This is a genomic window from Xanthomonas sp. LMG 12462 (genome assembly GCF_009192885.1).
In the GTDB taxonomy this organism is placed as follows: domain Bacteria; phylum Pseudomonadota; class Gammaproteobacteria; order Xanthomonadales; family Xanthomonadaceae; genus Xanthomonas_A; species Xanthomonas_A sontii.
Map to the genome: position 1 here is coordinate 43,696 of NZ_NMPP01000051.1, position 12,689 is coordinate 56,384.

At 69.2% G+C, this 12,689-nt stretch carries 12 protein-coding genes; all 12 read left to right on the forward strand.

From position 1 onward, the window contains the following. The first annotated feature begins 3 nt into the window (after positions 1 to 3). Entirely contained in the window at positions 4 to 522 is a 519-nt protein-coding gene (locus tag CEK69_RS13705) for a flagellar basal body-associated FliL family protein (protein WP_017909004.1), read from the forward strand. Positions 523 to 535: 13 nt separating this feature from the next. Beyond that, positions 536 to 1,543, forward strand: coding sequence for a flagellar motor switch protein FliM (fliM, locus tag CEK69_RS13710; protein WP_148830048.1), 1,008 nt, complete (start codon positions 536 to 538; stop codon positions 1,541 to 1,543). Further along, on the forward strand, positions 1,540 to 1,878 hold the full coding sequence (gene fliN, locus CEK69_RS13715) for a flagellar motor switch protein FliN (protein WP_148830047.1): 339 nt from the start codon (positions 1,540 to 1,542) through the stop codon (positions 1,876 to 1,878). Before fliM ends, fliN begins: the two co-directional genes overlap by 4 nt. Next, positions 1,875 to 2,303, forward strand: coding sequence for a flagellar biosynthetic protein FliO (gene fliO / locus CEK69_RS13720; protein ID WP_150411290.1), 429 nt, complete (start codon positions 1,875 to 1,877; stop codon positions 2,301 to 2,303). The genes fliN and fliO overlap by 4 nt, the downstream gene beginning before the upstream one ends. 2 nt (positions 2,304 to 2,305) lie before the next feature. Beyond that, positions 2,306 to 3,136: a flagellar type III secretion system pore protein FliP gene (fliP, locus tag CEK69_RS13725; protein ID WP_152246146.1), complete on the forward strand. Its 831-nt coding sequence runs from the start codon at positions 2,306 to 2,308 to the stop codon at positions 3,134 to 3,136. A 4-nt stretch (positions 3,137 to 3,140) separates the two neighbouring features. Next, a complete protein-coding gene (locus CEK69_RS13730; RefSeq protein ID WP_010343869.1) occupies positions 3,141 to 3,410 on the forward strand; it encodes a flagellar biosynthetic protein FliQ in 270 nt (89 codons plus the stop codon). Positions 3,411 to 3,451: 41 nt separating this feature from the next. After that, a complete protein-coding gene (locus CEK69_RS21070) occupies positions 3,452 to 3,964 on the forward strand; it encodes a hypothetical protein (RefSeq protein ID WP_193313988.1) in 513 nt (170 codons plus the stop codon). Further along, positions 3,964 to 4,755, forward strand: coding sequence for a flagellar biosynthetic protein FliR (gene fliR / locus CEK69_RS13740; RefSeq protein ID WP_017909008.1), 792 nt, complete (start codon positions 3,964 to 3,966; stop codon positions 4,753 to 4,755). Before CEK69_RS21070 ends, fliR begins: the two co-directional genes overlap by 1 nt. 222 nt (positions 4,756 to 4,977) lie before the next feature. Next, positions 4,978 to 7,878 carry a diguanylate cyclase gene (locus CEK69_RS13745; RefSeq protein ID WP_226975161.1) on the forward strand — a complete coding sequence of 967 codons (2,901 nt, stop codon included), beginning with the start codon at positions 4,978 to 4,980 and terminating at the stop codon, positions 7,876 to 7,878. Between the two features lie 104 nt (positions 7,879 to 7,982). Further along, entirely contained in the window at positions 7,983 to 9,113 is a 1,131-nt protein-coding gene (gene flhB / locus CEK69_RS13750; RefSeq protein ID WP_017909010.1) for a flagellar biosynthesis protein FlhB, read from the forward strand. A gap of 17 nt (positions 9,114 to 9,130) precedes the next feature. After that, on the forward strand, positions 9,131 to 11,191 hold the full coding sequence (gene flhA, locus CEK69_RS13755; RefSeq protein ID WP_026143395.1) for a flagellar biosynthesis protein FlhA: 2,061 nt from the start codon (positions 9,131 to 9,133) through the stop codon (positions 11,189 to 11,191). 170 nt (positions 11,192 to 11,361) lie between these two features. Then, on the forward strand, positions 11,362 to 12,689 hold a 1,328-nt coding region (gene flhF, locus CEK69_RS13760), incomplete at its 3' end, for a flagellar biosynthesis protein FlhF (protein WP_152246150.1).

Below are 12,689 nucleotides of genomic sequence, written 5' to 3' on the forward strand. Positions count from 1 at the left end.
TCAGTGTCAGCCGCCGACAAATCCAAGAAAGACGCCAAGGACGCCCCGGAAGGCGGCAAGTCGAAGAAGAAGCTGCTGATCATCGTCGTCGCGGCGGTGCTGGTGCTGGGCGGCGGCGGTGCCGGCGCGTTCTTCTTCCTGAAGAAGCCCGAGGGCGGCCACGCCAAGGCCGAGGAAAAGACCGCCGAGATCCCCAAGCCGGCGCAGTACTTCGCGATGGACCCGGCGTTCGTGGTCAATCTCAACGGCGGCGCGGAAGACGGCCCGCATTACCTGCAGCTGGAAGTGCAGCTGATGACCCGCGACCCGGAAGAACTGAAGCTGATCACCGAGAACGCCCCGGCGATCCGTGCACACCTGCTGATGCTGTTCTCGCAGGTGCAGGCGCAGGACATCGCCAACATCGATGGGCGCAAGAAGCTGCAGGCCGCGGCGCTGGCCGACGCGCAGAAGCTGATGACCGCCGAGACCGGCAAGAAGTGCGTGGAAGAACTCCTGTTCACCAGCTTCGTCACCCAGTAAAGGCGCTGCCGCGATGACCGACCTGCTCTCCCAAGACGAGATCGATGCCCTGCTGCATGGCGTCGACGCGGGCGTGGTGGACACCGAGCCGGCGCCGCCGGAGCCGGGCGAAGCGCGCAGCTACGACTTCTCCAGCCAGGACCGGATCATCCGTGGGCGCATGCCGACCCTGGAGATGGTCAACGAACGCTTCGCGCGCCTGTGGCGGATCGGGCTGTTCAACCTGATCCGGCGCTCGGCCGACCTGTCGGTGCGCGGCATCGACCTGATCAAGTTCAACGACTACATGCACTCGCTGTACGTGCCGAGCAACCTGAACCTGATCAAGTTCAAGCCGCTGCGCGGCACCGGCCTGATCGTGTTCGAGCCGACCCTGGTGTTCACCGTGGTCGACAACTTCTTCGGCGGCGACGGCCGCTACCCCACCCGCATCGAGGGCCGCGAGTTCACTCCGACCGAGATGCGGGTGATCCAGCTGATGCTCAAGCAGACCTTCGCCGACCTGGCCGAAGCCTGGGCGCCGGTGATGGAGGTGGAGTTCGAGTACCTCAATTCCGAGGTCAACCCGCACTTCGCCAACATCGTCACCCCGCGCGAGTACGTGGTGGTCAGCCGCTTCCACGTGGAGCTGGAAGGCGGCGGCGGCGAGATCCACGTGACCCTGCCGTACTCGATGCTGGAGCCGATCCGCGAACTGCTCGACGCCGGCATCCAGAGCGACCGCGTGGACCGCGACGAGAGCTGGAACATCATGCTGCGCGAGCAGCTGTTCGGCTCGGAGGTGACCATTTCCAGCGTGCTGGCGCAGAAACAGATGAGCCTGCGCGAGCTGACCCGGCTGAAGATCGGCGACGTGCTGCCGATCGACCTGCCCAAGCAGGTTCCGCTGTGCGTGGAGAACATCCCGGTGTTCACCGGCGAGTTCGGCATCTCGCACGGCCAGAACGCGGTGAAGATCACCGCCACCCATCCCCCCGGCGCGCTGCGCCGCCGCCCCGCTCCCCAGGAAGACCTGCCATGACCCAGACCGATCCCACCCAGCCGGCGCCGGCCCAGTTCGACAGCCTGCAGCCGGACGCCGTGGCCGAATCCAACGACCTGAACCTGGACGTGATCCTGGATGTGCCGGTGACGCTGTCGCTGGAAGTCGGCCGCAGCCGCATCCCGATCCGCAACCTGCTGCAGCTCAACCAGGGCTCGGTGGTGGAGCTGGAGCGCGGCGCCGGCGAGGCGCTGGACGTCTACGTCAACGGCACCCTGATCGCGCACGGCGAAGTGGTGACCATCAACGACCGCTTCGGCGTGCGCCTGACCGACGTGGTCAGCCCCAGCGAGCGCATCCGGAGACTGCGGTGAGCCTGCTGCTCGCCGTCGCCGCGCAGGCTGCCACGCAGACCGCAAGGCACGGCACGGGCGTCGGCAACGCGGCGCCATCGGCGCCCAGCCTGCTCGGCGCGGTGTTCGCGCTGCTGCTGGTGCTGGGTCTGATCCTGGCCATGGCCTGGGTGCTCAAGCGCCTGCCCGGCAGCGGCTTCCGCCCGGCGCAAGGCCTGCGCGTGGTCGCCAGCCTGGCGGTCGGCGCCAAGGAGCGGGTGGTGGTGGTCGAGGTCAACGGCGAACAGCTGCTGCTCGGCGTCTCGCCCGGCGGGGTACGCACCTTGCATCAGCTGCCCGAGCCGCTGCCGCAGGCGCCTGCGCCGACCCTGCCCTCGATCAAGCCGTTCAAGCAGCTTCCCGATTTCGCCCAGCTTCTGGCGCAGAAGCTGCGCAAGGACAAATGACCATGCCGTTTTTCTGGAACCGCAACGCCCGCCGGCTGCGCCTGCTGCTGATCCTGCTGACGCTGAGCCTGCTGCCCGCCTTTGCCTGGGCGCAGGCCGCGCAGGCGCCCGCCGCCACGCCGACCGCGCAGAATCCGCAGAACGCCGCGCCCACCCTGCCCTCGCTGCCGGAGGTCAACGTCGGCAAGATCGGCGGGCAGCCGGTGAGCCTGCCGCTGCAGACCCTGCTGCTGATGACGGCCATCACCCTGCTGCCGTCGCTGCTGCTGGTGCTGACCGCCTTCACCCGCATCACCATCGTGCTCGGCCTGCTGCGGCAGGCGCTGGGCACCGGGCAGACGCCGTCCAACCAGGTGCTGATGGGCCTGGCGCTGTTCCTGACCGCGCTGGTGATGATGCCGGTGTGGGAAAAGGCCTGGGGCCAGGGCATGAGCCCGTATCTCAACGGCCAGATCGATTTCCAGACGGCGTGGACGCTGACCACGCAGCCGCTGCGCGCGTTCATGCTGGCGCAGGTGCGCGAGACCGACCTGATGACCTTCGCCGGCATGGCCGGCAACGGCACCTACAGCGGCCCGGATGCGGTGCCGTTCCAGGTGCTGGTGGCCTCGTTCGTGACCAGCGAGCTGAAGACGGCGTTCGAGATCGGCTTTCTGATCTTCATCCCGTTCGTGATCATCGATCTGGTGGTGGCCAGCGTGCTGATGTCGATGGGCATGATGATGATGTCGCCGATGCTGATCTCGGCGCCGTTCAAGATTCTGCTGTTCGTGCTGGTCGATGGCTGGGTGCTGACGGTCGGCACGCTGGCCGCCAGTTTCAACGGGGTCTGAGGCCATGAGTCCGGAACTGGCGCTGACGGAGTTGCGTGGCGGGTTGATCACGGTGTTGTGGGTGGCGGGGCCGTTGTTGCTGGCGATGTTGGCGGTGGGTGTGGTGATCGGTGTGTTCCAGGCGGCGACGCAGCTCAATGAGCCGACCATTGCGTTCATCGCGAAGGTGGTGGCGTTGACGGCGATGTTGTTTGCGACGGGGAGTATGTTGCTGGCGCATCTGGTGGAGTACACGACGATGCTGTTTCAGCGTATTCCGCATTTGATTGGGTAGCGGGGATGGCTGCGTCTGCCGCTACGCTTTCCAGCGTTTTGATGTCCTTCGTTGTTGGACAGAATCAGCAACGGCTTTCGCATTACGGCGAGCCGTTTGAAAAACAAAAGCTTTCGCCTGGCGGCGAGTCACTTTTCTTTGCTTGTGCAAAGAAAAGTAACCAAAAGAAAGCACACCCCGCCGCAGCGCCCGCTACGCGGGTTCGCTCCGCTGACGGGATTTTCGGACGGGGCATCCTGCCCCGGCCGAAAACGGCGCACATCCTTGTGCGCCGCCCCCCTACGGGGGGTTTTGCCCGCCATCTCCACCGCTGCGGAGGGGACCCGGTGGATCAAGGGCAAAACAACAGCAAAAACAACGGCAAAAACAACGGCAACGGCAACGGCAAAAGCGATAGCTGCGGGCATGGCGGCTATATCTTTGGCCGCGCTACCCGTCGTGCGGTGTCTGGTGCCGTTCGCGTGTTCGTCGGTCCGCCTTCGGCTGCAAACCGCTCGCGTCTGGCAGTTGGTGCTGGCCGTTCATTCGTGATGTCTGCCGGGGTCTCGGGCTGATGGATGCCGCCACGCAAATGGTCGTCGATGGGTCGCGGGCGTTCGCGATGATCGGGGCGGTGCTGTGGACGATGCTGCGGATCGGGGCGATGTTGACGGTGATGCCGATGGTCGGGAGCAAGGCGGTGCCGGGGCGGGTGCGGGTGATCCTGGCCGGGACGCTGGCCATCGCGCTGGCGCCGATCCTGCCGCCGGTGCCGGATTGGGACGGGTTCAATGCCGCGGTGGTGCTCAGCGTGGCGCGGGAGCTGGCGGTGGGGGCCAGCATGGGCTTCATGCTGCGGATGATCTTCGAGGCCGGGGCGATGGCCGGGGAACTGGTCTCACAGAGCACCGGCCTGGGCTTCGCGCAGATGGCCGATCCGCTGCGCGGGGTCAACTCGCCGGTGATCGGCCAGTGGTTCTATCTGGCCTTCGGCATGATGTTCTTCACCGCCAACGGGCATCTGGCGGTGGTGTCGCTGCTGGTGGACAGCTACAAGGCGCTGCCGATCGGCACCGCGCTGCCCGATGCGCAGGCCATGGCCTCGGTGGCGCCTAACTTCTTCATGAGCATCATGCGCGGGGCGGTGACCCTGGCGCTGCCGGTCATGGTGGCGATGATGGCGGTGAACCTGGCCTTCGGCGCGCTGGCCAAGGCGGCGCCGTCGCTGAACCCGATCCAGCTCGGCCTGCCGGTGGCGGTGGTGCTGGGCCTGGCGCTGCTGGCGGTGCTGGTCGGTGAGATGGGGGCGCCGGTGCAGCGGCTGTTCGATGCCGCCTTCAACGCCGCGCGCGCGCTGACCGCCTAGCCGGCGCTCAAGCTGCGCCGCGACGCGGCCGATACCGACGGCAGGCTACCGTTGGCGGGCCAGGATGGGCGGCGGCAGCGCCGACCGTCCCGGATCCCGTCGATCGCCGCGGTCCGTCCTTCCTTCCATCGCTCGCCGTACGCCATGCCCTATCGCCTGCCAGCGCCCGCTCGTGCCTGCCATCGCCGTGTCCCACGGCGGTGCAGCGGCGGCTGAGCGCGCATGCGCACGATCATGGGTCGATGCCTGTGGGGGCCGCTGTGGCTGCTGCTGTCGGCACTGACCTGCACCGGGGCGACGCAGGCCCAGGTGATCCCGTTGCGGCACTATGCGCAGGAACAAGGCCTGCTCGGCCTGGCCGGCACCTGTCTGCTGCAGCGTCGCGACGGCAGCCTGCTGGTCTGCAGCGAAAGCGGCCTGTATGCCTTCGACGGCGACCAGTTCCAGCAAGTGAAGCTGCAGGGCCACGGCGGCCATTACATCTCCGATGCCGCCGAGGACGCCCAGCGGCGGCTGTGGGTGGCCACCTTCGATGCGATCTACGTGGACGATGGCTCGCCGGCCGGCTGGATGCCGCTGGAGCACGGCAGCCTGCCCTCGCATCGCCCGCTCAACCGCCCGCGCCTGGCCGCGCCGGCCTGGGGCACGGTGGTGCTGGACGACCACCGCCTGCTGCGCGCGGTGCGCAAGGCCGATGCGAAAGGATGGGAGCTGCAGCCCCTGTTCGATGCGGCGACGATGGCGCGGCAACCGGAACTGGCCGACATCCACGACCTGTTCGTCGTCGACGACACACTGTGGCTGGGCTGCGCCAAGGCCTTGTGCCGCATCGATGCCGACGGTCGCGCCACCCGTTACGACCAGGCCCAGGGCCTGCCCCCCGAATTCTGGCGCAATGCGGTGCGCGACCGCGACGGGAATCTGTGGGTCGTCGGCAGCCGCAAGGTGATGCGGCTGCAGGCCGGCGCGACGCGCTTCCAGGAGCAGACACCCCCCGGGCTGGACGGACCGGCCCTGGTGACCTGGCGCACGCCGATCCTGCTGGACCCGCAGCACCGCGTGCTGGTGCGGACCAACCAGGGCCTGGCGCGCTGGGAACAGGGGCGCTGGCGCAGTTTCGACCGTCGCAACGGCCTGCCCGAGGGCAGCATCGTCGCCATGCACTTCGACCAGGCCGGCGACCTGTGGCTGAGCATGGATGGCGAAGGCGTGCTGCGCTGGAACGGCTACGGCTGGATCGAGAACTGGGATGTGTCGCAGGGCATCAGTCGCGCGCCGACCTGGAGCATCCAGCGCACCCAGCGCGGCGACCTGCTGGTCGGTAACGAGGGCGGCGTCGACCGCCTGCGCGAGGATGGCCGCTTCCAGCGCTGGCCCAGCGACAACGGCACGCAGATGATCGGCCTGCAACGCGCCGCGGACGGCACGCTGTGGAGCATCGGCTCGGTCGGTGCGCTGCGCCGATACGACGCGCAGGGCCGGCTGCTGCGCGCCTACCCGCCGCTGGACGGCATCGCCAAACAGCTGTTCGTGGATGCGAGCGGCCGGGTGTGGATCCTCAGCAACCGCGGGGTGTATCTGCTGGCGGCGGCCGACGCCGACGCGGTGCCGCAGAAGGTGCAGGCGCTGCCCGGTGGCGAGTATTCGGACATCCAGCAGCGTGGCGACGGCAGCGTGCTGGCGGTGGGTATGACCGGCGTGTTCCGACTGCGTGGCGAGACCTGGACGCCGATCCGGCTGGTCGTGGATGGTGCGCCGGCGCAACCCGTGCTCAGCAAGCTGCTGGTCCTGGACGATGACCAGGCCTGGGCCAGCCTGTATGGACCCGGGGCCTGGCAAGGGCGGCTCGACGGCGACACCCTGTACCTGCAGCCGGCCGATGCGCAGTTGAGCGGCATGCAGCTGTACAGCCTGCGCCGCACCCGCAACGGGTGGATCTGGATCAGCCACAACCAGGGCGTGGACGTCTACGACGGCCGCGCCTGGTCGCGGCTGACGCAGGCGCAGGGGCTGCTCTGGAACGACATGTCCGAATCGGCCTTCCTGGAAGACCACGACGGCTCGGTATGGCTGGGCAGCAGCCGTGGCGTCACCCATCTGCTGGATCCGGCGCGGCTGTTCCCGGCGCAGGCGCCAAGGCTGGCGCTCAAGGAGTTCAGCCGTGCCGGCGCCGCCATCGCCGCGGGCGCGCGCCTGCGCTGGAGCGAAGATCCGCTGCATATCGCGGTCGGCTCGCCGGACCTGTACGACGAGCGCAACCGCATCAGCTTCCGCTATCGCTTCGAGGGCGCACACACCCGCTGGCTGCACACGCCCAACTTCGAGTTCGAGCAACCGCCGCTGGCGCCGGGCCACTACGTGCTGGAGGTGCAGTTGCTGGACGCCTACCGGCGCAGCGCCTCGGCGCCGCTGCGGGTGGCGTTCTCGGTGGCGCCGGTGTGGTGGCGCAGCCAGCCGATGATCGCGCTGTACCTGGTGCTCGGCGGCGGCCTGGCGGTGGCCCTGCTGCACTGGCGCGAACGCCGCCTGCACCAGCGCCAGCGCGAACTGGCCGAACTGGTGGCGCTGCGCACCGAGGAGCTGGAACACGACAAGCGCGAACTGGAGATCGCCCGCGCCGCACTGGCGGTGAAGGCCTCGCACGACGCCCTCACCGGCCTGCTCAACCGCGCCGGCATCCTCGAGGCGCTGGCGGCGCAGATGCGCCGCAGCGACGCCGAGCAGACCCCGCTGGCAGTGGCGATGATCGACCTCGACCACTTCAAGCGGATCAACGACGAACACGGCCACCTGGTGGGCGACGCGGTGCTGATCGAGGTGGCGCGGCGCCTGGGCGCCAACCTGCGCGACGCCGACCTGGTCGGCCGCTACGGCGGCGAGGAACTGTTGGCCGTGCTGCCCGGCTTGCCGCCGAGCTGCGGCGAGCGGCTGCAGGCCCTGCGCGCCACCATCGCCGGGCAGCCGCTGCGCATCGGCGAGCGGCAGTTGGCGATCACCGCCTCGATCGGCGTGGCCTGGTATCGACCGGGCGAACCGCTGCAGCACCTGCTGGCGCGCGCCGACGCGGCGCTGTACCAGGCCAAGCGGCTGGGCCGCGACCGGGTCGAGCTGCAACTCGCCTAGCCACCGCCGCGGCCGAGAGGCGCGGCGGCAGCGCCCGGAATCCGGGCCAGGACCGGCACGGTCCTTGCAGTGCGCAGGGTCGATCCTGGCCGAGCGCACCCCCGATGTCCGAGAGCGAAGAAGGCGCAGAGCGCACAGAACAGCCAACAGACAAACGTCTGCGCGAAGCCCGCGAACAGGGCAACATCCCGCATTCGCGCGAACTGGCGACGGCCGCGGTGTTCAGCGCCGGCGTCTTCGCCCTGATGGGCCTGTCCACCTCCATGGCCGCCGGTGCGGTGGCCTGGCTGAAACAGGCGCTGCGCCCGGACCTGTCGCTGCGCGAGCATCCGCAGGCGATGTTCGGCCATTTCGGCGACTTGCTGCTGAACCTGCTCTGGGTGGTGCTGCCGCTGGTCGGCATCTGCCTGGCGGCCAGCTTCGCCGCGCCGGTGCTGATGGGCACCCTGCGTTTCTCCGGCCAGGCGCTGATGCCCAAGTTCGACCGGCTCAACCCGATGAATGGGCTGAGCCGCATGTACGGCGCCGAGACCATCGTCGAACTGCTCAAGTCGATCCTGCGCATGGGCTTCGTCGGCGGCGCCGCGATGCTGTGCCTGTGGGGCAGCACCGACTTTCTGCGCGGCCTGCTGCTGCAGCCGCTGGAGCAGGCCATCGGCCACGGCCTGGGCTTCACCCTGCGGCTGCTGCTGTACACCGCCGGCGCGCTGGCGCTGCTGGCGGCGATCGACGCGCCCTATCAGAAGTGGAATTACATCCGCAAACTGAAGATGACCCGCGAGGAAGTGCGCCGGGAAATGAAGGAAAACGACGGCAGCCCCGAGGTGAAGGGCCGCATCCGCCAGATGCAGATGCAGATGTCGCAGCGGCGGATGATGGAAGCCGTGCCCAAGGCCGACGTGGTGGTGGTCAACCCCACCCACTATGCGGTGGCGCTGAAGTACGAGAGCGGGCGCATGCGCGCCCCCACCGTGGTGGCCAAGGGCGTGGACGAGATCGCCTTCCGCATCCGCGAGGTCGGCGAGCAGCACCGCGTGGCGGTGATCTCGGCGCCGCCTTTGGCACGCGCCTTGTATAGGGAAGGCCAACTCGGCAAGGAAATTCCCGTGAGACTGTATTCCGCGGTGGCGCAGGTCCTCTCGTACGTCTACACGCTGCGCGCCTGGCGCAGCGGGCCGATGCCGCCGTTGCCGCCGCTGGAAGTGGATGAATTCGCCCCGGGGAGCCAGCCATGAGTCAGCCTGCCGCGCAGATGAACACGCGCAAAGTCATGGACATGATCAAGCACGGGCTCGGCGCCCCGGTGATCGTGTTGCTGATGCTGGCGATGGTGGTGGTGCCGCTGGCCGCGCCGGTGCTGGACGCCCTGTTCACCTTCAACATCGCCATCTCGCTGATGGTGCTGCTGGCGGTGGTGTACGTGAAGCGGCCACTGGAGTTCAGCATCTTCCCGATCGTGCTGCTGATGACCACGATGCTGCGCCTGGCGCTGAACGTGGCCTCCACCCGCGTGATCCTGATCAACGGCCAGGGCGGCCACGGCGCCGCCGGCAAGGTGATCGAGGCCTTCGGCGAATTCGTGATCGGCGGCAACTATGCGGTCGGCATCGTGGTGTTCGCGATCCTGACCATCATCAACTTCGTGGTCATCACCAAGGGTGCCGGGCGCGTATCGGAAGTGACCGCACGCTTCATCCTCGACGCCATGCCCGGCAAGCAGATGGCGATCGACGCCGACCTCAACGCCGGCCTGCTGACCCGCGAGGAAGCCAAGGCCCGCCGCGAGGAAGTGCGCGAGGAAGCGGACTTCTACGGCTCGATGGACGGCGCCAGCAAGTTCATCCGCGGCGACGCCATCGCCGGCATCCTGATCCTGTTCATCAACCTGATCGGCGGCATGGCGGTCGGCGTGCTGCAGCACGGCATGCCGGTGGCGCAGGCCGCCTCCACCTACACCCTGCTGTCGATCGGCGACGGCCTGGTCGCACAGCTGCCGGCGCTGCTGGTGTCCTCGGCGGTGGCGATGCTGGTCACCCGCGCCTCGCGCTCGCAGGACATGGGCGCCTCGATGATGGGCCAGGTGTTCGGCCAGCATAAGGCGCTGGCGGTGGCCGCGGCGATCCTGGGCCTGGTCGGCCTGATCCCGGGCATGCCCAACGTCGCTTTCTTGACGCTGGCGCTGATCCTGGGCCTGCTGGCCTGGAAGATGTGGAAGCGCAGCCTGCTGCCGCCGCCGGCCGCGGCCGAGGCGGCACCACAGGCCGCGGCCGCCGCTCAGGCCAATGCCGAACTGGGCTGGGACGAACTGCGCCCGATCGACCCGCTGGGCCTGGAGGTCGGCTACCGGTTGATCCCGCTGGTGGACAAGACCCAGGGTGGCGAGCTGATGGCGCGGATCAAGGGCGTGCGTCGCAAGCTGACCCAGGACATCGGTTTCCTGGTGCCGCCGGTGCACATCCGCGACAACCTGGAACTGCCGGCCAACGCCTACCGCCTGCTGGTGCACGGCGTGCCGGTGGCCACCGCCGACATCCACCCGGACCGCGAACTGGCGCTGGACCCGGGCGGCGCGCTCGGCAAGATCGACGGCATCCCCGGCAAGGACCCGGCGTTCGGCCTGGATGCGATCTGGATCCAGCCGCACCTGCGCGCCCAGGCCGAGACCATGGGCTACACCGTGGTCGACCCGGCCACGGTGATCGCCACCCACCTTTCGCACCTGATCCGCGAGCACGCCCCGGAACTGCTCGGCCACGAGGAAGTGCAGCAGCTGCTGGCGACCCTGGCCAAGAGCGCGCCCAAGCTGGTCGAGGACCTCACCCCCAAGGCGCTGCCGCTGTCGGTGGTGGTGCGGGTGCTGCAGAACCTGCTCATCGAGAAGATCCCGGTGCGGCAGCTGCGCAAGATCGTCGAGGCCCTGGTCGAGCACGCCCCGCAGAGTCAGGAACCCGGCGCGCTCACCGCCGCCGTGCGCAACGCCCTGGGCCGGTTCATCGTCCAGGAAATCGCCGGCATGGCCCCGGAACTGCCGGTGTTCACCCTGGCCCCGCAATTGGAACGCGTCTTGCAGGACTCTACCCAGGGCAACGGCGCGGCGCTGGAACCCGGACTGGCCGAACGCTTGCACCAAAGTCTGGCGGACTGCGTGAGCAAGCAGGAGGCCCGCAACGAACCGGCGGTGGTGCTGGTGCCGGCGCAGGTCCGCGCCGCCCTCGCCCGCCTGGTCCGCCACAGCGTCCCCGCGCTGTCGGTCCTGTCCTACAGCGAAGTGCCGGAGGACAAGCGGCTGAAGCTGGTGGGCACGATCAGTTGAGATGACGGGAAACGGGAACAGGGAATGGGGAATCGCACCCTTGCCCCGGCAGCGGAGAGAGCAATGAACACGATCACGAAAAACCGGACACGACACCGCGGCCCGCCACGTATCGGCACCGATCACGCATCCATTCCCCATTCCCCACTCCCCATTCCCGGCTCCCACCCATGAAGATCAAACGCTTTGTCGCCCCCGACATGCGCACCGCCTTCCGGATGGTGCGCGACGAGCACGGGCCGGATGCGGTGATCCTGTCCAACCGGCGCACCGACGAGGGCATCGAGATCGTGGCCGCCAGCAACTACGACGAGGCCCTGGTGCAGCGGGCGCTGGATGCGGTGCGCCCGGACGAGGCGCCGCGCGCCGCCGCGGCGAGCCAGGCGCCGGCCGCTGCGGCCCCGCGTGCCGCGCGCGGCGACGCCGCCGCCAGCCCGGCGATGGCGATGATGGCCGCGATCAGCGAGCGCCGCGGCGGTGCCGCGCCGGCCGCCCCGGCCGCTTCCCCGGCACGGCCGCTGACCCAGCCGGCAGCGCTGGCCGCCTCGGCGATGCCCGCCGCGGCCGCCCCGGCTGCCGCCGCACGCCAGGCCGCCCCGGCCAAGGCCGCAGCGCCGGTCACCGGCCGCGCCGAGTTCAGCATCCCCGAGGACGTGTTCCGCAACGCCCCGATCAGCGTGCCCATGCCCAGTCCGTTCGCCGCCGCCACCGCGGCGCCGGCCGCCGAGGCCGTGCCGGCCTGGCGCGACGACGTGCCCGCGGTGGCGCTGACCCCGGTGGCGAGCCCGGCCCCGGCCGCGCCCGTCGCGACCGCCGATGCGCCGGCCGCTGCCGGGATCCCGGTGGCCGCGGCGCTGGCGGCAGTGCCGACCTTCCCCGCCCCGCAGAACGACGAACAATTGACGCAGCTGCGCGACGAACTGTCGCTGATGCGGCAGATGATCGAGCGCGAGATGAACCGCCTCACCGACGAGCGCCTGCGTGGCTCGCCGGTCCGCGCCCAGGCGCTGGAGCTGATGGACGACTACGGCTTCGACAGCGGCATCACCCGCGACGTGGTCATGCAGATCCCCGCCGACCTCGAGCTGCACCGCGGCCGCGGGCTGATGCTGGGCCTGCTGTCCAAGCGCCTGCCGATCGCCGCGCTGGACCCGCTCGAGGAAGGCGGCGTGATCGCCCTGATCGGCCCGACCGGCGCCGGCAAGACCACCACCATCGCCAAGCTGGCCTCGCGCTTCCTGGAGCGCCATGCCGCCCGCGACGTGGCCCTGGTCACCACCGACACCATCCGCGTCGGCGGCCGCGAACAGCTGCACAGCTACGGCCGCCAGCTCGGCATCGCCGTGCACGAGGCCGACAGCGACGCCGCGCTGCAGCAGCTGCTGGAGCGCCTGGCCGACTACAAGCTGGTGCTGATCGACACCGCCGGCATGGGCCAGCGCGACCGCGCCCTGGCCGCCCAGCTGCACTGGCGGCACTTATACATAGCTCCGAGCCC